The organism is Synechococcus sp. RedBA-s (genome assembly GCF_024345495.1).
Lineage (GTDB): Bacteria > Cyanobacteriota > Cyanobacteriia > PCC-6307 > Cyanobiaceae > Regnicoccus_A.
Genome location: NZ_JAGQBF010000016.1, coordinates 1 through 19941 on the forward strand (window position 1 = coordinate 1; position 19941 = coordinate 19941).

Annotated in this window: 18 protein-coding genes and 2 pseudogenes; 8 read left to right on the plus strand and 12 right to left on the minus strand. The window is 62.8% G+C overall.

What is annotated here, in order from left to right; translation table 11 throughout:
• Nucleotides 1-186 precede the first annotated feature (186 nt).
• The 4 genes and pseudogenes from KBY67_RS08155 to KBY67_RS14935 form a co-directional block, all read right to left on the minus strand.
• On the minus strand, nucleotides 187-489 hold the full coding sequence (locus tag KBY67_RS08155) for a hypothetical protein (protein ID WP_255110540.1): 303 nt from the start codon (nucleotides 487-489) through the stop codon (nucleotides 187-189).
• A gap of 71 nt (nucleotides 490-560) precedes the next feature.
• Nucleotides 561-707: a hypothetical protein gene (locus KBY67_RS08160; protein WP_255110541.1), complete on the minus strand. Its 147-nt coding sequence runs from the start codon at nucleotides 705-707 to the stop codon at nucleotides 561-563.
• Between the two features lie 5 nt (nucleotides 708-712).
• Nucleotides 713-850 (minus strand): hypothetical protein, encoded by a 138-nt coding sequence (locus KBY67_RS08165; RefSeq protein ID WP_255110542.1) that lies wholly within the window; start codon nucleotides 848-850, stop codon nucleotides 713-715.
• 160 nt (nucleotides 851-1010) lie between these two features.
• Nucleotides 1011-1163: pseudogene (locus KBY67_RS14935) on the minus strand (DUF1651 domain-containing protein); the annotation flags it as partial.
• Nucleotides 1164-1673: 510 nt separating this feature from the next.
• On the opposite strand from KBY67_RS14935, the gene KBY67_RS08170 reads away from it, so the two are divergent.
• Together KBY67_RS08170 and KBY67_RS08175 are read left to right on the plus strand one after the other, a co-directional pair.
• On the plus strand, nucleotides 1674-4235 hold the full coding sequence (locus tag KBY67_RS08170) for a hypothetical protein (protein ID WP_255110543.1): 2562 nt from the start codon (nucleotides 1674-1676) through the stop codon (nucleotides 4233-4235).
• Nucleotides 4205-5254, plus strand: coding sequence for an NAD(P)/FAD-dependent oxidoreductase (locus KBY67_RS08175; protein ID WP_255110544.1), 1050 nt, complete (start codon nucleotides 4205-4207; stop codon nucleotides 5252-5254). Before KBY67_RS08170 ends, KBY67_RS08175 begins: the two co-directional genes overlap by 31 nt.
• 283 nt (nucleotides 5255-5537) lie before the next feature.
• Here KBY67_RS08175 and KBY67_RS08180 read toward each other — a convergent pair whose 3' ends face one another.
• The 3 genes from KBY67_RS08180 to KBY67_RS08190 form a co-directional block, all read right to left on the minus strand.
• Complete coding sequence (locus tag KBY67_RS08180; RefSeq protein ID WP_255110545.1) at nucleotides 5538-6404, minus strand: alpha/beta fold hydrolase; 867 nt, start codon at nucleotides 6402-6404, stop codon at nucleotides 5538-5540.
• A 47-nt stretch (nucleotides 6405-6451) separates the two neighbouring features.
• A complete protein-coding gene (locus KBY67_RS08185) occupies nucleotides 6452-7783 on the minus strand; it encodes an aspartyl protease family protein (RefSeq protein WP_255110546.1) in 1332 nt (443 codons plus the stop codon).
• 64 nt (nucleotides 7784-7847) lie between these two features.
• Entirely contained in the window at nucleotides 7848-7985 is a 138-nt protein-coding gene (locus tag KBY67_RS08190; protein WP_255110547.1) for a hypothetical protein, read from the minus strand.
• 434 nt (nucleotides 7986-8419) lie between these two features.
• On the opposite strand from KBY67_RS08190, the gene KBY67_RS08195 reads away from it, so the two are divergent.
• Entirely contained in the window at nucleotides 8420-8641 is a 222-nt protein-coding gene (locus KBY67_RS08195) for a thermonuclease family protein (RefSeq protein ID WP_255110548.1), read from the plus strand.
• Here the strand turns inward: KBY67_RS08195 and arsJ are convergent.
• Both arsJ and KBY67_RS08205 read right to left on the minus strand, forming a co-directional pair.
• The gene (gene arsJ / locus KBY67_RS08200) at nucleotides 8628-9881 is read right to left on the minus strand and encodes an organoarsenical effux MFS transporter ArsJ (protein ID WP_255110549.1); all 1254 of its coding nucleotides are present in this window, start codon (nucleotides 9879-9881) and stop codon (nucleotides 8628-8630) included. The genes KBY67_RS08195 and arsJ overlap by 14 nt on opposite strands.
• Nucleotides 9878-10924 carry an ArsJ-associated glyceraldehyde-3-phosphate dehydrogenase gene (locus tag KBY67_RS08205; RefSeq protein ID WP_255110550.1) on the minus strand — a complete coding sequence of 349 codons (1047 nt, stop codon included), beginning with the start codon at nucleotides 10922-10924 and terminating at the stop codon, nucleotides 9878-9880. Before KBY67_RS08205 ends, arsJ begins: the two co-directional genes overlap by 4 nt.
• A 66-nt stretch (nucleotides 10925-10990) precedes the next feature.
• On the opposite strand from KBY67_RS08205, the gene KBY67_RS08210 reads away from it, so the two are divergent.
• The 3 genes and pseudogenes from KBY67_RS08210 to KBY67_RS08220 all read left to right on the plus strand — a co-directional run bounded on the left by KBY67_RS08210 (nucleotide 10991) and on the right by KBY67_RS08220 (nucleotide 15303).
• Complete coding sequence (locus KBY67_RS08210) at nucleotides 10991-11323, plus strand: helix-turn-helix transcriptional regulator (protein ID WP_255110551.1); 333 nt, start codon at nucleotides 10991-10993, stop codon at nucleotides 11321-11323.
• Nucleotides 11320-12394: pseudogene (gene arsB / locus KBY67_RS14940) on the plus strand (ACR3 family arsenite efflux transporter). Before KBY67_RS08210 ends, arsB begins: the two are co-directional and overlap by 4 nt.
• An 83-nt stretch (nucleotides 12395-12477) precedes the next feature.
• Nucleotides 12478-15303, plus strand: coding sequence for a cation-transporting P-type ATPase (locus tag KBY67_RS08220; protein WP_255110552.1), 2826 nt, complete (start codon nucleotides 12478-12480; stop codon nucleotides 15301-15303).
• A gap of 206 nt (nucleotides 15304-15509) precedes the next feature.
• Here KBY67_RS08220 and KBY67_RS08230 read toward each other — a convergent pair whose 3' ends face one another.
• Entirely contained in the window at nucleotides 15510-16199 is a 690-nt protein-coding gene (locus KBY67_RS08230) for an IS3 family transposase (RefSeq protein ID WP_315855570.1), read from the minus strand.
• A gap of 69 nt (nucleotides 16200-16268) precedes the next feature.
• Entirely contained in the window at nucleotides 16269-16520 is a 252-nt protein-coding gene (locus KBY67_RS08235) for a transposase (protein WP_255110553.1), read from the minus strand.
• Between the two features lie 131 nt (nucleotides 16521-16651).
• On the opposite strand from KBY67_RS08235, the gene KBY67_RS08240 reads away from it, so the two are divergent.
• Both KBY67_RS08240 and KBY67_RS08245 read left to right on the plus strand, forming a co-directional pair.
• Nucleotides 16652-18751, plus strand: coding sequence for a copper-translocating P-type ATPase (locus tag KBY67_RS08240; RefSeq protein WP_399214161.1), 2100 nt, complete (start codon nucleotides 16652-16654; stop codon nucleotides 18749-18751).
• Complete coding sequence (locus KBY67_RS08245) at nucleotides 18751-19215, plus strand: cupredoxin domain-containing protein (RefSeq protein ID WP_255110554.1); 465 nt, start codon at nucleotides 18751-18753, stop codon at nucleotides 19213-19215. The genes KBY67_RS08240 and KBY67_RS08245 overlap by 1 nt, the downstream gene beginning before the upstream one ends.
• On the opposite strand, the gene KBY67_RS08250 is transcribed toward KBY67_RS08245, so the two are convergent.
• Nucleotides 19191-19928, minus strand: a complete 738-nt coding sequence (locus tag KBY67_RS08250; RefSeq protein ID WP_255110555.1) for a DUF305 domain-containing protein — start codon at nucleotides 19926-19928, stop codon at nucleotides 19191-19193. The two genes, KBY67_RS08245 and KBY67_RS08250, sit on opposite strands and share 25 nt — an antisense overlap.
• Nucleotides 19929-19941: the final 13 nt, after the last annotated feature.

The window sequence follows — 19941 nt, forward strand, 5'->3', positions numbered from 1 at the left end:
CACGATGGAGCCGGGTCTGGGGATCCACTGGGGATTGGATTGGTTTCGCAGCCCCAAGCTCCCATGGCTCCCTGCCCACCCCATTGACTGAGACGCATGCTGTTGCAAGGGTTCTCAGACTTGTGTCGGGCAGTCAGGTGAGAAGGTCGTCGGCGGCGGGGTTGGGCTCGGGGGTCTTGGCCATGGTCACAGGCTCCTGATAGCGGCAGCCGCCGCGCTGGCTTGCTCAAGGTTGCTGAAGACGACGAAGGTGCAGCAGCAGCCCGCCTCCAGGAGCCCCAGCGCCGTTGGGTGCGGGCTGTAGGCCGCCAGGGCCTGAGCGATGCCGGAGGTTCCGTGCTGGGCCAGCAGGGCCTGGGGTATGGCCAGCTTCCACCGCCAATGGGTCGGGTTCAGCATCTCAGTTACGTACGGGTCGGCGGTTGGGCGAGTCCTGCGGCGGGCGGTGGCGGTGGGGATGGCTGGGGCTCCGGGTTGAGGTTGGGTCATGCGGCCACCTCCTAGGCGGTGCACCGTAGCGGGGCTCCAGGGGGCTGAATACCTGTCCTGGGAGCAGGGGCTCAGGTGGTGCATCGGAGTGCCGGGTCGGGCAGGCCCATTAGGTGCTCCAGCTCATCTCTCTTAGTCTCCAACAGGATCGGCCTGAGCCACTCCAGGAAGGCCAGATCACCTGGACTTAGGCGTTGCTTCAGGCGAAGGCGGCTCATGGTCATCAGTGGCGACAGCTGAGAGTGTTCCCCGCTCGGCCGCCGTTCAGCACCAGGGAGTCAGCGATGGCTGCTGGCTGCTGAGCGTCGGCGGAGCCCCGCCAGAGGGCCAGGGGCTGCGCCAGGACGGAGGCCTCGATCACAGTCAGGCCTGCAGGGGCCAGCCGTGAGGCGGGTGCTGAAGGAGCTGCTTGCGGTGCTTGACCGCACCAGCCCCGATGGGGTGATCTGAGCTACCACTGGGCCTCCACCCGCCTCCAGCCCGCCTGGAGAAGCTTCTGCCACTGCTCCGATCGCTCGCTTGCGGGAAAGCCTCTCCCGCCGCTTCAGCAGGGCTGTCTGACCCGGGATCGGCTCCCCACGGTCGATGAGGACGTAGGCCTCGTAGCGGGCAGTGTGGTCACGGTGGAAGCGGAGGACATTGCGGCCATTGAGCTCCTGCAGCCATCCATCCATCCATTGGTGCGAGAGCCGAATGGACCGCGTGATCGACGGCAATCTCTTGGATCGTCTTGCGGTCAGTGATCGAATCTATGGCGCCACTGGCCCTGAACTAGGGCTGTGTGTGCGGCGCATGCTCATCGATGGGAGCCCCTTCTCAGGGGCGGTGCCCCGCCTGAGAGGTTAACGATAGGGGCTGTGTAGAAATACAAGTCCAGCATAGTTTGCCCTGATGTTCGCATGCTTGATGAAGAATTGTTTGGCCAATTTGTCGGCTGGCCTCCTCCATATTTTGCATGGGGAATCAGACATTGGGGAAGCTCGTTGCTGCTCTGAATTCAGGGTTGAGTGGGAGGCATAAGTATCTGCACTCCACTCGCTTAAATGTGGGCAGGGGCGTATAGCGACCCAGACGGCAGACTATCAAGTAATGTGACGATGGTAGGGAGAATTGATCAAATTGAACGTCTTACTTTTGGAGGACAATGCTAGAGACTTGAAACATTAGAAAAGAAATGGAACACCATGCTGGTCTCCCGCAGAACGTTTCTGAAAATCGGCACAGCTGGAGTGGGGGTGATGATCACAGGCTCGGGTCAATTGGCCCGTGCAGCGGGCACCCAATCTTTGATCACTCGCGTCAGCGCTGCTTGCCAGCGACTCGCACCCCAAGGATGGCAACAGTTGCTGCTGGAGGCAACTGATGGTCAACTGAACATTGGTTCCACGAACCTAAAGGATGAGCTAACCAAGCCGTTACAGATTGACCGGACAGTACCGGGCTTTGGCGATTTCAATCTCTCTGCCAAGCGAGCGATTGAACCTGGGTTCCCCGATCGCAGTCTGCTGTACCACGCCTTCGCGTCGCCAGCTGTGGTGGCTGGTCGCAACGGACTCCAACTAAAGAGCTTTCCGACACTGGCCGAGATCGAGGCAGTTTTGAATTATGTGTATGGCGTGAATCCTCCAACGATGGATATCCTGCGTCGGCGCGCCGCCGGACGGCCGCTGGGCATCGTGGCTTTTGCCCTGCAGTATGAGGACGGACCTGATTCCGTTCATGGTACCCATGCGGAACTTTGCTTTGCCCGTGCTGGTATCGCAAGGCTGGGCAACATTGAACCGTTCTACGACTCACGCAGCAGGAGCTTTTTATCACTCGATCCCGCGAGGCCCTTTGATTTCCGGGTCATGCCGCGACAGTTCGCGCCCTACCTGGCCATTCAGATGAGTGGTTCGGACGTGGAACGAGAGCAGTTTGGGCCCCAGGATGCGTTGAAAAGTGTGGACGGTGATCTTAAGTTTTGGGTGCCGATTCACAAGCTGTTCGATGGTCGCGAATGCCTAGCAGGTCTCGACTTGGACGTCACACTCGAGCGGGGACTGCGCAACGACGCATTGGCCATGTTCCACAAGTGGCTGATGGTGCAGGGCTTAATGAACAATTGGTCGGGCGATGACCTGGAGAACTATCCGTTCCTAATCAAGGACGAGTCCATCGGCTCGTTGTCACAAAAGTCTGATTATGGTGCAGGGCTACTGATACCGCGACCGCAACCCTTGACCAGCGAGGCCCGCTACAAAGGTCAGTTGCTGACCTTCCCAGTGGATGGTAGTTACACTGAGGACTCCGAAAATATACAACTATCATCACTGCAGGTGCTACCAGCTCCCCCATCTGGCCTGCCAAGGTATGGCATTAAGGACGCAGCGCAGGATTCGCAGCGGCCCGCTCCAGGCTTTACCAATATTCGCCATCGTGTGCTGCCGGGAGGGCATGTCCAAAACCTCAATGACCAGCCCAAATTGAAAGAGATTATTAAAGAGGGAGGCTACAATACGCTGCATTATACAGATGGAGCTGGCGATGGTTGGATTGAGGCAAAGTGCTCCCAGTTGACGGGTCTTGTTGATGCGAATATTCCTGCCTATTGCATGGTTGGACTGCCAGACTTTTTCCCCAAGGTGAAACAAAGAGATCTTATGCTGTGGTGGAATCAAGACGTGCCGAAGCCGATTCGTGACGCACTCTGGGCGATCCCCCCGCTGGCGTTATCGCAGACGCGAATTGCTGCCAACATTACGCTTCCCATTGGATTCAGCATCAATGATGTGACCGTGACAGCAATGATTACCCAGCCGGATAGGACCACCTCACCCGGCAGTGCGATCAAGGCCAGAGCGGGTGCCGTGCAGACGCCGAACGGTCCATTGAGACGGGGAAAGACAGGGATGCCTGATGGCGCGGCAGGGGTCTTTGATCCCGGTTGGGAGACAAGCCAAGGCATCTACTTTTCTTCTCCGTCTGAGCAGACGCCGCTACAGAAATTCCTTGCAGGTTATGCTCTAGGTTCGCCGTTTATTGAAGATGCCAAACTTTGCGCCGCCCTGGGTGCCTATTGGCCAGGTGTGGCGCCGGACTCCACACGCGTGTTCCAACCAGACAAGCAGATTTCTGGAAATGTCTATCCATACCCCACCATTGCCCCGCTCACCGATCAGGAGATCGGCAGCGCCCCTTTGCCAAATGGTCAGTTCATGCCCTGGGATGGCGTGCGCGGTCCCGATCTGAAGTTCCGCGTCATTTCAGGCCAGCGCCATGCCGTTTATACCGATGCGTGGCGGACGGACTACATCGACTTGGCCGGTACCATGACCGCCGCATTGACGTCGCAGATTGATCTTGCGGAGTACAAAGCCCGTATCTTGGCAATGGAGGCCGTGTACTGGGGCCTTGGCATTCACGACACTGAATTCAAAGATGGAGTTGATCTAACCGCAACAGAGAAAATTTTGTCGGTAAAGGCGAAATGGGCTGTACTTTCGTTCCGCAACGCAGTTGAAAGTGACAAGGACGCGATAGTTGCAGCCGCAGCTAGTTCCGCAGCCAGTTGGCAGGTCAATGGTCCTAAATTGTATTTCTTCCATGTTTATCGCTGGGAAGGAAAGGAATTCACTGATCCTAGTGATATGCGCAAGGTCCTCGTCAAGGTTGTCGAAGAGGCCACCGCTTACGTTTCAGGCACTGACATTCTGATCAAGCGTGAAGGCCAGCCATGGAAGCTCGACACCTCGATGCCGATGTGATTGTGGTTGGAGGCGGGCCTGGGGGCGCCTCGGCGGCCATCGCCTGCGCCACCCGTGGGCTAAAGGTTTGCCTGCTCGAGCGCAGTCGCAAGGCGGAAGAACGGCCAGGGGAAACATTGCACCCTGGAGTGGAGCCATTGCTGTCCCAGCTGGGCGTGGGCGACCGCTTGGAGTCGGTGGTTGGTGCGCGTCATCCGGGGATTTGGGTAGATTGGGGCAAACAGCGTCGCTTCGTGGCCTTTGGCGGCGATGCCGTTGGTCCTTGGAGCGGCTATCAGGTCAGGCGTGCCGAATTCGACGCGTTGTTACTGGCCCGTGCCGCTGAGGTGGGTGTCGTGATCAAGCGGCCCTGCGCGGTCACGGGTGTGTGTCCGTCGGATGGGCGCAGACACGGGGTCCTGACCAGCGCTGGGCCTCTGACGGCAAGGATGCTGGTCGATGCGACCGGACGTGCGCGCGCTCTGTGCCGCATGCGTGGCCTGGCGTGCCCCGCGTATTCATCACGGCTCGTTGCCAACTATGGGTACGTAGGTGGTTCCTGTCCGGTCCGCGACGACGCACCGGCGCTTGTGGGCGATGCCTTTGGCTGGACGTGGACGGCGATGGTCCGCCCGGGCCTGTATCAATGGACGCGACTGTCCTTCAGCGGGCCTATTGATCCATACTGGATGCCGGAGGAGTTTCAGGGACTACCTATCCTCAGGAGAACTCGTGGAGTCGATGTGAGCTGGAGGATGCCGTCCAGAGTGGCTCACGACGGTTGGTTTCTGGTTGGTGATGCGGCGGCCACGCTGGATCCGGCGTCCTCCCACGGGGTGCTGCGATCAATCATGTCCGGCATGATGGCGGGTCACCTCATTGGAGCTGTTTTGGCAGGCACGGCTCCTGAGAGTGAAGCGGCTCGGGCTTATCACGACTGGGTCGCACAATGGTTCCAGGCTGACTTGGCCAGGATGAAAACGTTCTATGCCGATTTAGGTGTCTCGGTGTTGGCAGGTCCAGATTCAGCTCACGAGTGAACGCAAAGCGACTGAGGCTGTTTGATCTTGAATCGGCTTCGTGGCCAGTGCTCTCAACAAGGAAGCTGCGATCCAGAAGAATGCCAAGTGTGACGGTGCCAATGCGATCAAGCCTTAGGGGTGCGCTTGCACTGTCCATTTGGGTCCTGTTCGCTGTCGGCCCAGCCGTGGCGGCCACACTCATCTCAGTCGGTGATGGCGACACGCTGCGGGTGCTTGATGGCGTCCAGAAAGTGACGATCCTCCTAGCCTGCATCGCCGCCCCGGAGATGGTCCAGGCTCCCTATGGCGCCCTGCTCCCACGACGAACTGCCTTCATGACCTCACGGATCGCGTTGATTACCAGTTGAGGCTGCTCCTTGTGAATGTCGTGGCCGCTGTTGGTGTTGCTGATGTGTTTCGCCTGAGGCACGAGTTCGGCGAGCCGCTTCTGAGCCTTTTTTTGTGCGGCATCGGTCACGTAGCCGAAGTCCGGCGGTACATCAGCCGGGAGCAGGCCCGCAGCAATCATGGACGGCAATTGCGGGCCCCAGGCACGGTCGGCGGACAGGACGATCAGCGGGAGTGAACGTAGCCCTGAGGCTGCGCGGATCTGGTCGAAGCTGTGGTCTGGATCGATTCGTTCCAAGGCTGGGTACAGGAGCAGGCTTTCCCGAATCTCGCCTTCCATCAGTCTTCGCTGGATCGACCACTGCTCAGGCGTTTCCGCATCCCGAAGCCCTTCAGCGAGAGCGTCGACGAGAACGAGACCAGAGACTTCTTTGGGATAGGTGCTCGCATAAAGCCTGACGACCAGACCTCCATACGAGTGCCCGACTAGCACGTACGGTCCGGCCTCACCACTGACGTTCAGCAGTGCATGCAAATCCGCCACCGCATCAGCCGCTGTGGTGGGTTGCGGAACCGGATCGCTGCGGCTCGGCTTCTCACCGACCGGCGTTCCGGGGCGGTCATAAGCACACACCCGGGTGACTTTCGAGACCCCTGAGAAGACTGTCGGTTCTGATCGCTTCGTGCTTTTCCAATCCTCGGTGGAACCCTTGAGGCCGGCCACCAGCACGACAACCGGGGAACCCGTGCCCCGGCACTCCATATACATCTTGCGGCCGCCACCGATGGTGACCAGGCCGGCAATGTCGGCGTTCGCCATAGCCAGGGTGCCGGCGCTAGCGGCGACGAGAAGAACAGGCAACGGGTTCACGGCCAAGCTCGCACGACATTGGATGGCAGCTTCTGCTGCAGGAGAAGCTGCATCGCCTGAAAATCAAATGTCACCGCATAGGGCTTGAAGAAATCATGGCCAACCATGCCAGCAAGCTGGAAGTCAAATGTGTTTTGCCAAGGAAACGGACCATCGTAGAGACCGGCAACGTTTTTTTGCTGTATTTTGCCGAGGGAGACTTGCCGCACCGTATACGGCACGATTCTCAGTGATCCACCACCGCCAGCCCCTTGGTAGGCCTTGGTCTCCTCCAGTTTGATTCCCGCTTCCTTGATCACTGACTCTGCCAGTTTGACCCCTGCTCCCGTCAGTCCGGTATCAATGAAGAGGAGCGTGGGTGGAAGGCTATCCACACGGCCCCAGGCCACCATGAAGTGATCACCGGCTATCCAGAACGGGATGGCGACCATCTTGCCGGATGAGGAAGCCGCCAACTGGTCACGACTTTCTTCACTTTTACGGCGCAGTACAAGCTCACCTTTCGGATAGTCCAGGGTCGCCAGGAAGTGATAGAAGAGGGTGGTGCCGATGATTCCATCAATCCGCTTCACGCCTAAGTCCTGGGAGAGTTGACGCAGGGCAAGTGTTGAAACTGGCAGGTTCTTGATGGTCCAATTCCCGAGGCTGAGTGACTCGATCCGCCCCAGCTGAACCTCTCCATGCTGTCCGCCCGAGAAGGTTCCTTGCACGACCCCGAACGGCTTCATGCCCAGCTCCCTGGCAAAGTCCCTGTCGAGCGTGACCTCCGAAGCACCGGTATCAACGAAGAAGGTGACGGCGTCACCGCCGTTGACGCGCACGCTGACTACCGGCAGTGGATCGGTTTTCACGAACGGTAGTCGCGTGCTTTGGCCAGAGCCATGTAGTTCATAGGGCTTTTGATCCTTGAAACTCTCCAGCAACGCAATGTTCAGTGTTGGATACTGCGACGTCAGCAGCTTGTTGGTGCTGACGTCGACGCCGTTCAAGGAAGCTGCCGCCTCTTGGAATTCGCCGCCGCGATAGAAGACTGCGGCCAGCATGACCTTGGCCTCGTCGTCATCTGGCCTAAGTGCAATTGCTTTCGTCAACCACTTCTGTGCATCGTCAAGCCGGTTGGAAAGAATTGCGATACGTGCCAACTGGAGCGTTGCGTAATAGTCCTGCGAGTTTTCAGATGCCTTGAGCGCGTAAAGCTTGCTAGCTTCGGCAAACTTCCCAGACTGGAACAGCTGAGTTGCGGTATGGATTTCTGGTGGACTTGTTTGGGATGATGCTTCCTGTGAGCAGCTACTCAAGCCAAGGATCAGGGCAAGTGCAATGGACATCCTGGCGGCGTTCATGTCAGCCCTCGCGATACGAGATTCTGGTTATAGCGTAAGACAAAAGGTATCAGAAGCAGCGCATCGGGTCGATTTTCTCGCCAGCGCCCCACGGCTGCTCGTAATCCGCAAAGCTCCCCAAAACCGTGTTTACCGCTGCCTGGGCTTTTGCAGTGATGGTGCTGCTGAGCGATGCGATCAGTTCCACCGCTCACTGCTCTACCGCTACCGCACGCTGCCAGCTATTCACCACCATTCGGCTCAGCCGCTGCGCGAGCAGGGCTGATTCAAAATTTCAGCAAGGGCTTGGCTCCGGCTGTCGCCGCGCCATCACCAGTAGCGCCGTGATGTCGTGGGTTACGGCCTGCATGCCGGCTCGGATCGACTGAAATTCAGCCAGCCGCAGCAGGTTCAAAGCCGCTGTCCGCAGTGTCGTCATTGCGCCAGCACCATTATCCCGGTAGCGATGGGTGTCCTCGTGCAGCTGGGTGTCACGAATCCAGTGCCAGCCCACAATGCTCCAGCGATCCCGCCTGCTCCCGCTGCAGCAGCTGCTCAAACGTGCGGCAGCCGGGAGATGGTGATCGCCTCTTGGGCTGTTGTTGCTGCCGGGGAGCCCTCGGCCGGTGGTGGGCTGCGCCGGTGACGCTCCTTCCCCAGACGGTCGACCGCTACGGCTGCACCGCGGCGGAGGTGATCGGGGAGGTGAATCTGAACCTGGCGATGGTGGATGACGGCCAGGCGTTTGCCTACCGTAAGGACCTGGGTGAGTGCGATGCCAGGGAGTATCTGGATGCCGAGTACCGGGTCTTCCGCCATTGCTTTGGAGTGTGGCAGTTTCCAGGAGGCATCACGCGGCCTTGAGCTGCTGTCGTAGGGGCGGTGGCAAACGAATCCCCGAAAGGAAGGCCAGGGCCATGAGCAGGCACGAGGCCCACAGGCAGGCCTGCAGGCCGCCCACCAGGAATAGGGCACCGGAGAGCAAGGTGCCCAGCAGCCGGCCGGCCGCATTGGCCATGTAATAAAAGCCCACGTTGAGGCTCACCGATTCGGCATCGGTGTAGGCCAGCACCATGTAGCTGTGGATGGAGGAATTCATCGCGAACACGGCCCCGAAGGCGGCCAGGCCCACCACCACGGCGATGCCGGGGCTGCCCACGTCACGCCATAGGCTGATAGCGATCAGGCCGGGGATGGCCGTCAGCACAGCGCTCCAGAACTGCACGGCGGACACCCCCGGGGGTGCACTTTCCCCCCAGCTGCGCCGCAGGGCCGGGGCCGAGGCCTGGATGATCCCGTAGCCGATCACCCAGAGGCCCATGAAACCGCCCACCTCCCAGTACTTCCAACCCAGGGCCGCCTGCAGGAACACCGGCAGGGCCACCACGAACCAGACATCACGGGCACCGAACAGGAAGAAGCGGGCCAGAGAAAGAACGTTGATGCCCTTCGATTTGGAGAACAGGGCCGTGATGGCGGGCTTCTCCTTCATGCGTCCGATCTCGCCAGGCAGCACCAGGGTGATCAGGAAGGAGAGAAACAGGCCGGCGGCCATGGCCCCAACGGCTGCGCTGAAGCCAATCGTGGTGAGCAGCAATCCCCCCAGGAAGAACCCCACCCCCTTGAGGGCGTTCTTGGAGCCGGTGAGGATCGCCACCCATTTGAACAGCTGGGTCTCGCCCCGGCTGTGGTCTTCCGGGGTTTCCGGCACCACGGTCTTGATGGCGCTCTTGGCGCTCATCTTGTTGAGGTCCTTGGCGATGCCGCTGATCGCCTGGGCCACCATCACGTAGGCCACACTCCACCAGCGCGGCCAGTCGTCGGCCACCGGAATCAGCATCAGCAGGGCCGCCACCTGCAGCAGCGTTCCGGCCCAGAGGGTAAGCCGCAGCCCAAAGCGGGCCCCCAGCCAGCCGCCGTAGAGGTTGGTGACGATGCCGAAGAACTCATAGAAGAGGAACAGAAAGGCGATCTCCAGGGTGGAGTAGCCGAGCTGGTGGAAGTGGAACACCACCAACATGCGCAGGGCCCCATCGGTGAGGGTGAAGGCCCAGTAATTGGCCGTCACAACCGCGTACTGCTGCAATCCCGTGAGGTGTTTCATCGGGCGGGATCTTCCAGGGCGGCACTTTCCAACGCAGCCACGTGGCAGGCCAGGTCAGCCATCCGGCAGCTGTAGCCCCACTCGTTGTCGTACCAGGCGTAGACCTTGAGCTGGGTGCCGCCCGTCACCATCGTGGAGAGGCCATCGACGATGGCGCTGCGGGAGTCGTTGACGTAGTCGATCGACACCAGCGGCCGGGTTTCGTAGCCGAGTATTCCCTGCAACGGCCCGTTGGCGGCGGCCTCAAAGGCGGCGTTGACCTCGTCCGCAGTCACGGCACGCTCCAACTCGAACACCGCATCGGTGAGGGCGGCATTGAGCAACGGCACCCGCACGGCGTGGCCGTTGAGCTTGCCCTGCAACTCGGGGAAGATCATCCCGATCGCCCGGGCCGAGCCGGTGGTGGTGGGGATCAACGATTGCAGGCAGGAGCGGGCCCGGCGCAGGTCGCTTTTGAAGGCATCCACCACCACTTGGGTGTTGGTCACATCGTGAAGGGTGGTAATCGAACCGTGGCGGATGCCGAAGCTTTCCTGCACCACCTGCACCACCGGGGCCAGGCAGTTGGTGGTGCAGGAGGCGGCGGTGAGCAGTCGGTGGCGGCTGGGTTCGTAGAGGTGGTGATTGACTCCGTACACCACATTCAGGGCTTCCTCACCGGCGATCACCCCTTTCACCGGGCAGGCCACGATCACCCTCTTGAGGCCCGCCGCGGTGAAGTAGGGCTCGAGAGTTTCGGGGGTTTTGATCTTGCCGCTGCATTCGAGCACCAGATTCACACCGGCGCCGGCCCAGGCCACGGCGGTGGGATCCTTCTGCTGGCTGTAGCCCACGGGCTGGCCCTCCACTAGGAAGCCCGTCCCGTTCGCTTCCACGGCTTGGGGCCAACGGCCATGCACCGAGTCGAACTCCAGCAAATGAGCGGCGGCGGCGGCATCACCGGCCGGGTCGTTGACGTGCACCAGCTGAATGCCGGGGCGGCCCCAGAGGGCGCGGAACAGCAGGCGGCCGATGCGTCCGAAGCCATTGATGCCGATCTTCATTCGGAAAGCCCGCGGTGCTACGACCATAGATCAACTAGAGTTGATTCAAGGCGTGTTGCTGATCACATGGCCGATCCAGGGGCTGTTGCCAGTCCGCCCATCCAATCCGATCAGGCCCGAGCCCTGCTCAAGGCCCTCGCCGAGCCGCTACGCCTGCGGGTGATCGAGGCACTCGGCGGCGGCGAGCGCTGCGTCTGCGATCTCACCGCCGATCTGGGCCTGGCCCAGTCGAAGCTCTCCTTCCACCTCAAGGTGCTCAAGGAGGCGGGGCTGCTGGCCGATCGGCAGGAGGGTCGCTGGATCTACTACAGACTGCGCCCAGAAGTGATCGAACAACTGCGCAGTTGGCTGGCGGAGCTGGGCGCCCAGTGCGGCAAGCCGGCGAGCCCCTGCGAATGAGCGGCCCAACCCCCAAAGAACGTGCCGTGCTGGCCAGGCTGTCGCTGCTGGATCGGTACCTGCCGCTCTGGATCCTGCTGGCCATGGCCGGCGGGCTGCTGCTTGGCCGCTTCTTCCCCGCCATCCAGGGGTGGCTCGATGCCGTGAGGATCGGTAACACCTCCCTGCCGATCGCCCTGGGGCTGCTCTTGATGATGTACCCCGTGCTGGCGAAGGTGCACTACGAGGAGCTTGGCCGGGCGGCGCGGGATCGGGGGCTGCTGCGGTTGTCGTTGCTGCTGGTCTGGGGTCTGGGACCAGCGCTGATGTTCGCCCTGGCCTGGCTGTTCCTGCCCACCCAACCGGAGTTCCGCACCGGGCTGATCCTGATCGGCCTGGCCCCCCTGCATCGCCATGGTGCTGATCTGGATCGATCTGGCCCAGGGGGATCGGGAGGCGGCCGCCCTGCTGGTGGCGATCAACTCGATCGTGCAGGTGCTGGCCTATGCCCTGCTGGGCGGGTTCTACCTGAAGATCCTGCCCGGCTGGCTGGGCCTGGCCACCGAAGACGTGACCTTCTCTATGGAGGAGATCGCCAAGGCGGTGCTGGTGTTCCTGGGGCTGCCGCTGGCCGCGGGCTTCCTCACCCGCCGGATCGGCCTGCGCCTCAAAGGGCCCCGCTGGTACGAGCAGCGCTTCATCCCGTTCATCAGCCCGTTCGCGCTTTACGGCCTGCTGTTCACGATCGTGGTGATGTTCGTTCTGCAGGGGCAGGCGATCACCTCCGATCCGCTCACGGTGGCCAGCGTGGCCGTGCCTTTGCTGCTCTACTTCGCGATCATGTGGACCGTGGCCTTCGCGTTGGGTCGCCGCAGCGGACTCAGTTATGCGAAAACCGCCACCCTGGCGTTCACCGCCGCCGGCAACAACTTCGAGCTGGCCATTGCCGTGAGCATCAGCGTTTGGGGCGTCAGCTCCCGCCAGGCCCTGGCCGGTGTGATCGGCCCCCTGATCGAGGTGCCGGTGCTGGTAGCGCTGGTGTACGTGTCGTTGTGGCTCAGACGCCGCTTTTTGGCCAGCCCCGGGATCTAAACGGCATCAACGCCTTGTCGATGGTCGACACTCCATCGGATCCAGCCGGGTCATCCTGAAGGCAACCCAGCCTGTTGAACCCGGTGCTGCTTTCTGCCGCCCAGCCGATCTGGTCACTGCCGCTGGAGCAGGTGTATCCGAGCCTGCACACCACTCCCGAGGGCCTCAGCCAACCGGAGGCGGAGCAGCGCTTGGAGGACTTTGGCGCCAACCGGCTGCCGCCCCTGAAACGCCGGCCCCTGGCCCTGCGATTCCTCGACCAGATGGTGCACTTCATGGCCCTGCTGCTGTGGATCGCAGGGGTGCTGGCCTTCGTGGCCGGAACGCCGCAGCTGGGTTGGGCGATCTGGGCAGTGGTGCTGATCAATGGCCTCTTCTCGTTCTGGCAGGAGTTCCAGGCGGAGCGAACCCTGGCCGCCCTCACCCGCTCCCTGCCCCGCCAGGTGCAGGTGTGGCGCGACGGAACGCTGGGCTTCCGCTCCGCTGAGGAACTGGTGGCCGGCGACCGGCTGCTGCTGGAGGAGGGTGATCGGGTGCCGGCCGACTGCCGCGTCAGCGTGAGCCATGAGCTCCGCGTCGACCTTTCGGTGCTCACCGGTGAATCGGTGCCGGTGGCGCGTGAGGCCATCGACCTGCCTGCCGATCAGGCCGAGCTGCGCCTGCCCACCGGCGAGCGGCCCAACCTGTTGCTGGCGGGCAGCACGATTGCCTCCGGCCGGGGCGAGGCGATCGTGTATTCCACCGGCTCCGAAACCGAATTCGGCCAGGTGGCCCATCTCACAGCAGGCACTCCGCGCAGCGCCAGCACCCTCGAGCAGCAGGTGGCCCGCATCGTGCACACGATCAGCACGATCGCGATCACCATGGGCCTGCTCTCCTTCTCCTTGAGCCTGGTGTTCGTGGGCATGACACCCCTGGAGAGCCTTGTCTTCGCGATCGGGATCATCGTGGCCAACGTGCCCGAGGGTCTCCTGCCCACCGTCACCCTGGCGCTGGCCTTGAATGTGCAGCGGATGGCGCGGCGGAAGGCGCTGGTGCGGCGTCTTTCGGCAGTGGAAACGCTGGGTTCGGTGAGCGTGATCTGCAGCGATAAGACCGGCACCCTCACCTGCAACCGCATGGCGGTGGAGGAAACCTGGCTGCCGGTTCCCGGCGAGGAGCTGCATCGGCTGCTGCTGGAGGGGGCTGCCCTGTGCAGCAACGCCCGCCTTGATGCCGGTGGTGCCGTAGGTGATCCCACCGAAACGGCAATGCTGCAAGCTGCGCAGGCCGCCGGCCTGGATGTGGCGGAGCGGCAGCGCCTCCACCCGCGCCTACGCGAGATTCCCTTCGATTCGCATCGTCGCCGCATGACGGTGCTGGTGACCTGGAACGACCCGTCGCTGCCGATCGCCGCCGGCGGCAGCCTGGTGATCACGAAGGGCGCGCCGCTGGAGGTGCTGGAGCGCTGCGACGACTGGCTCACACCTGCTGGCAGCGAACCGCTCGATGGAATCCGACGCCAGCGGGTGGTGGCCGCTAACGACGACCTGGCCGCCCGGGGCTTCCGGGTGATCGCCGTGGCCCTGCGACCCGGGGCGGTTGAGCTTGATTCGGCGCCGGCGGAGGTCCTGGAATCTGGCCAGACCCTGCTCGGCCTGCTGGGCCTCTACGACCCGCCCCGACCCGAAGTGCCAGACGCCATCCGCCGCTGCCGCGACGCCGGCATCAGGGTGACGATGGTGACGGGTGACTACGGACTCACGGCCCAGGCGATCGCCCTCCAGATCGGTCTGCTGGAGCCGCCATCCGCCGAGGGGCGCGGACCCAACGCGCATCTCGGCAGTGCCGGTGCCGATCCCGTAAGGGTGATCGAGGGCTCCACCCTGGCCCAGATCAGCGACGTTCATCTGCGGCAACTTATTAAATATCGCCACCGTCTGGTGTTCGCCCGCATGGCCCCGGAACAGAAACTGCGGCTCGTGCAGGCCTATCAGGCCCTGGGCGAAGTGGTGGCTGTCACCGGCGATGGCGTCAACGACGCACCGGCCCTGCGGGCCGCCGATGTGGGCCTGGCCATGGGCATCACAGGCACCGACGTGGCCCGCGAAGCTGCCGACATCGTGCTGCTCGACGACAACTTTGCCACGATCGTGGAGGCCGTGCGTTTCGGCCGCTCGGTGGTGGCGAACATCGGCAAGTTCATCACCTACATCCTGGCTTCGAACGTGCCGGAGGTCGTGCCGTTCCTTGCGATGGTGCTGCTGCGGATTCCGGCCGCCCTCACGGTGCTGCAGATCCTGGCGGTGGATCTCGGCACCGATCTGCTGCCGGCCCTGGGCCTAGGCTCCGAGGCCCCAGAGGCGGGGGTGATGCACGAACCACCACGCCCACGCGAACTGCCCCTGCTCAACAGGCCCCTGATGGTGCGGGCCTATCTGGTTTTGGGGCTTGTGGAGGGACTGACCTCGATGGCGGGATATCTGCTGGTGTGGCACAACAACGGCGTCGACCTGGCCGCCCTGCAGCAGCTGGCACCCGATCTGCTGCACCACCGCGCCGCGCCTGCGGTGCAGGCAATTCAGCACCAGGCCTCCACGGTGGCCTTCTGCCTGATCGTGGCCGGCCAGATGGGAGCGCTGCTGGCCTGCCGCAGCGACCGGCGCCCCTTCTGGGAGCTGCTGTCCATCCCCAATCCGTTGCTGTGGGTGGGCTTTCTCAGCGAGCCCGTGGTGGCCGGCACCCTGGTGCTGGTGGCCCCGATCGCCGCCACGTTTGAAATGGCCCGCTTCCCGCTCGACTACCTCGGTCCGATCGCGCTGGCACCGGTGGTGGTTCTGCTCGCGGACACCTTGCACAAGCTGCTGATCCGGAAGTCCGGGCGGGGTCAACGTCCGTCAAGGCTGGCTGCGGCGGCGCACTTTTTGTGAAGGGATAGTGAGGTGGATGGCTTTTATTGGACAGATTTAGCCCCTGACATCGTTAGCCCAGGGCGGGAGGAAAAGGGTTCGCTCTCAATGTAGACCTCTTGGGGAGTTCTGCCTCCCAGTGCACTGTGGGGTCTTACATGGCAATCCCTCCACAGGAAGCGGGCCAGGCTGACTTCCGCCTCCCAGCCATCGCTGTAGGTACGCAGCTACACCTCCTCATACTTGACGGTGCGCCACAGCCTCTCCACCAAAATGTTGTCGTAGCAGCGTCTATGGCCCGACCAGCTGATCTCAATCTCTTCTGCCTTGAGCCTGCCCACGAAGGCCGTAGAGGTGAACTGACAGCCCTGATCGGAGTGGAAGATCTCTGGCTTGCGGCCATTGCCCAGCGCCATGCCCAAGGCATCCAGGCAGAACTCCGTGTCAAGGCTGTTGGAGAGCTTCCAGCTGAGCCCATGCCTGGAGAAGAGATCAACCACCGCCACCAGGTACAAAAAGCCCTTCTGCAGCGGGATGTACGTGATGTCGGTTGCCCATACCTGATCGACTGTCGTGACCTGATTGAGGTCCACCAGGCATGGAAATCTCTCCGCTGGCTCGCCTGGCACCGTGGTGCGAGGCTTCTGGTAGATCGCCCGTAAACCCATGCGGCACATGAGGTTTCGCACGCGGTCGCGGCTGATCGGGATTCCTTCTCTGGCCAGGTAGCCCACCATTCGGCGACTGCCGCTGCAGGGATCCTCCAGGTAGAAAGCGTCGATCCTGGCCATGAGCTGCAGCGTCGATTCGCGCACCGGTGCAGGTCGGTAGTAGAGCGTGGATCGAGGCAGTCCCAGCAGCTCACATTGACGGCTGACCGTGAGCTCAGGGTGGTGATGGTCGACCAGTTTGCGCAGTTCACGGGCATCAGAGCAGTTGAGACTTTTTTAAGCCACTCCAGCTCCATCTGAAGCTTGCCGTAGCCGTCAGGTTTCTGCGCAGCAGTACTGCTGGAACAGCTCAGCCTCCTTGGCCTGGCTTTCGTCCTTGGCCTGCGTCGTCTTCCCCCGCGTGAACAGCTCGCTGGCGCCTTCCAGCAACTGCTTCGTCCACTGGCTCACTTGGATCGGGTGCACCGCATGGTCGGCAGCGATCTCCTGGAGCGTCCTGCGACCTGAAATCGCCTCCATGGCGACCTTGGCCTTGAACTCGGGGCTGTGCGTGCGGCGTTTGCTCAACTCCTTCGGAGAAGGCGTCGCCAACGGTGGGAGCCCCTTCTCAGGAGCGGTGCCCCGCCTCACAGGTTAACGATGGGCCCTGTCCAGAAAAGTCAGACCACCTCATAACTAGACACCACTAGCTTGAAGGGATGACCCCTTCCCCGAGCTCGTCTTGTTGTCATGCCGAGGTCCCAGCCGCATCGGCGGACGGCATGGAGCGGGAGCTGGCGCGTGAGCGCACCCTGCTTCGCCGCAAGGTCAGCGTGGCGGCTGTGCTCACGGTCCTGGTGGTGGTCTCCAGCCTGCCCCACATGCTCGGAGGTGGGCATCATTCCTTCCTGCCGCTCTGGTTCACCAGTCCCTGGACCCAGCTGATCCTCACCACACTGGTGCTGTTCTGGTGCGGGCGTGACTTCTTCACCGGCGCCGTCTCGGCTTTCCGGCAGCATTCCGCCGACATGAACACCCTGGTGGCGGCCGGCACCGGCATCGCCTACCTCACCTCGCTGTTCACCACCCTGTTCCCGCAGGTGCTGATCGCCGAAGGTCTACCGACCGACATCTACTTCGAAACCGCCGCGGTGATCCTCACCCTGGTGCTGCTGGGCCGCCTGCTGGAGGCCCGGGCCCGCGGGCAGACCTCAGAAGCCATCCGGCGGCTGCTGCAGCTCCAACCCCCCACCGCACGGGTCCTGCGGAATGGGCAACCGGTTGACGTTCCGGTGTCGATGGTTGTGGTGGGGGACCTGGTGCAGGTGCGTCCCGGCGAAAAGATCCCGGTAGATGGGGAGGTGAGCGAAGGCAGTTCCTGGGTGGAGGAATCGATGCTCACCGGTGAGCCGACCCCCGTCGCCAAAGCGGCCGGTGATGCCGTGATCGGCGCCTCGATGAACCGCAGCGGCAGCTTCACCTTCCGCGTCAGCCGGGTGGGGGCCGACACGGTGTTGGCCCAGATCGTGGAGCTGGTGCGCCAGGCCCAGAGTTCCCGCACCCAGGTGCAGCGCCTGGCCGATCAGGTGGTGGGCTGGTTCGTGCCTGTGGTGATCGCCCTGGCGATTACGGCCTTCGTGGTCTGGTTCCTGATCAGCGGCAACGCCGTGCTGGCGATGCTGTTTCTGGTGAGCGTGCTGGTGATCGCCTGCCCCTGCGCCCTGGGTCTGGCCACGCCCACCTCAATCATGGTGGCCTCAGGCAAGGGGGCCGAGAACGGGCTGATCTTCCGCAGCGCCGAGGCCCTGGAGACGGCCGGCAAGCTGCGCACCATCGTGCTCGACAAAACCGGCACCCTCACCCGCGGCCAGCCGGAGGTGACCGATTTCGAGCGGCTGAACGGTGGTGGACTTCCGGCCAGCACCCTGCTGGCTATCACTGCCGCGCTGGAGTCTCGCTCGGAACATCCCCTGGCCGAAGCGCTCGTGACCTATGCCCGCAGCCAGATGAAGGACGGCGCACTGACTGCGGTGGAGGGCTTCGAGGCGGTGGCCGGCCGCGGCGTGCAGGGATCAATCGCCGGTCAACTCGTGCGGGTTGGTACCCCTCGCTGGTTCGAGGAGCTCGGCATCGACACCACCACCCTCAAGCCCCTGGTGGACCGTCTCGAGGCTGCCGCCTGCAGTGTGGCGGCCGTGGTGGTGGACGGGCGGATCGAGGCCTGCTTCGGCGTGGCCGATCCCCTCAAAACCAGTTCAGCGGCCGCAGTGGCGGCCCTACGGCGCCTGGGCCTGCAGGTTGTGATGCTCAGCGGCGACGCCCGCCGTACCGCCGAGGTGGTGGCCGCGCAGGTGGGGATCGAGCGGGTGATCGCCGAAGTGCGTCCCGCCGACAAGTCCTCGATGATTCGCAAGCTGCAGGAGCAGGGGGATGGCCCGGTGGCGATGGTGGGCGACGGCATCAACGACGCTCCGGCCCTGGCCCAGGCCGATGTGGGCCTGGCGATGGGCACCGGCACCGATGTGGCGATTGCGGCCAGCGACATCACCCTGATCTCCGGCAACCTGGCCGGGGTGCCAGCGGCGATTGAGCTCAGCCGCGCCGCAATGGCCAACATCCGCCAGAACCTGTTCTTCGCCTTCGCCTACAACGTGGCCGGCATCCCGATCGCCGCCGGCCTGCTGTTCCCTCTCACCGGCTGGTTGCTGAGCCCGATGATCGCCGGCGCCGCCATGGCCTTCAGCTCAGTGTCGGTGGTGAGCAATGCCCTGAGGCTGCGGAACTTCCGCCCCACACGCCTACCTCTTCCAACCACCTGATGCTGATCCTTGCTGCCACAGCGCCCCTCTGGCGCACCATCGATCAACCCGTGGCTCTCAAAGGGCTGGTGGCCATGGTTGGCTTGCTGCTAATCGTCTGGGAACTCTGGTGGTTCCTCGGTCGCCATGGCGGTGGCGTCACCGCTCGCGACGGCGAGGCCGGAGTACAGGAGATCACCATCACCGTCGATGGCGGCTATGCGCCCTCGAGATTTCAGGTGAAGGCAGGCAGGCCGCTGAGGCTGTCGTTTCACCGCATCGATCCGAGTGGCTGCGTGGCCCAGGTGATCTTCCCCGATTTCCACAAGACCCTTGATCTACCCCTTGAGGCCACCACCAGCCTGGAGTTGCCGCCCACGGAGGCTGGCGTCTATCCCTTCCACTGCGGCATGAACATGGTGCGAGGTGTGCTGGAGGTGGTGGATGAGAACGCCAACAATCAGAGCGCAAAAAGGGCGTCGTAGTTGTGAAACTCGCTCTTGCGTAATCCATCCACCGCCAGCATCCGCCGCAGTTCGATGATCTCGGCCCGCTGGGCCACGATCACGCCTCGCGCGAAACGGCGGATCGTGGGATTGGTGCTCTTGGCAAGGGCGTCGTGGGCCATGATCAGCGCCCCGCCGTGGTGGTGGAGCATCCCTTCGAGGAACCACACCACCCGGTTGTCCCTCGTGGGGAGCTCACTCATCATCCGCATGCCATCGATCTGGGCTTGGCTCATGCGGGTTAGGCCCGCCAGGCGGTTGGGATCGCCTCCCGTGGCCAGGGCCACTGGATAAACAGGCGCCTGGGGATACCAGGCCTTGCGCCAGAGCCCCATCGCCCGGATCTCGTTGGCCTGATCGCGCCAGATGGTTTTGCCGAGCGCTCCCACACCGGGCTGGCCGATGCCAAAGACGAACTCGCTCATGCGCAGGGCCCCGGTGTGGTGCTGCACCATGCCGTCGATGAAGCGCAGGTCGTAGGTGGAGCCGGCGGGGCCCACGTCATGGGCATGGCCGGCATGGGCCGGGGCGGATCCGGCAGGGGCAGACATCCCAGGCATATCCATCATCCCTGGCATGCCTTGGTGCCCTTCGTGATTCATGCCTCCTGGCATCTGGGCCAGGGCAGGAGCCACCACGCTGAGAGCAGAGGCGAGCCCGATCAAGGTGGCGGCGAAGCGGGACGGGCGCATGGCGACAGTGTCA

Coding starts and splice junctions, on each gene's coding strand:
- KBY67_RS08155 (WP_255110540.1), bottom strand. CDS start 489: ATGACCCAACCTCAACCCGGAGCCCCAGCCATCCCCACCGCCACCGCC.
- KBY67_RS08160 (WP_255110541.1), bottom strand. CDS start 707: ATGAGCCGCCTTCGCCTGAAGCAACGCCTAAGTCCAGGTGATCTGGCC.
- KBY67_RS08170 (WP_255110543.1), top strand. CDS start 1,674: ATGCTGGTCTCCCGCAGAACGTTTCTGAAAATCGGCACAGCTGGAGTG.
- KBY67_RS08175 (WP_255110544.1), top strand. CDS start 4,205: ATGGAAGCTCGACACCTCGATGCCGATGTGATTGTGGTTGGAGGCGGG.
- KBY67_RS08180 (WP_255110545.1), bottom strand. CDS start 6,404: ATGGCGAACGCCGACATTGCCGGCCTGGTCACCATCGGTGGCGGCCGC.
- KBY67_RS08185 (WP_255110546.1), bottom strand. CDS start 7,783: ATGTCCATTGCACTTGCCCTGATCCTTGGCTTGAGTAGCTGCTCACAG.
- arsJ (WP_255110549.1), bottom strand. CDS start 9,881: ATGAAACACCTCACGGGATTGCAGCAGTACGCGGTTGTGACGGCCAAT.
- KBY67_RS08205 (WP_255110550.1), bottom strand. CDS start 10,924: ATGAAGATCGGCATCAATGGCTTCGGACGCATCGGCCGCCTGCTGTTC.
- KBY67_RS08210 (WP_255110551.1), top strand. CDS start 10,991: ATGGCCGATCCAGGGGCTGTTGCCAGTCCGCCCATCCAATCCGATCAG.
- KBY67_RS08240 (WP_399214161.1), top strand. CDS start 16,652: ATGACCCCTTCCCCGAGCTCGTCTTGTTGTCATGCCGAGGTCCCAGCC.
- KBY67_RS08245 (WP_255110554.1), top strand. CDS start 18,751: ATGCTGATCCTTGCTGCCACAGCGCCCCTCTGGCGCACCATCGATCAA.
- KBY67_RS08250 (WP_255110555.1), bottom strand. CDS start 19,928: ATGCGCCCGTCCCGCTTCGCCGCCACCTTGATCGGGCTCGCCTCTGCT.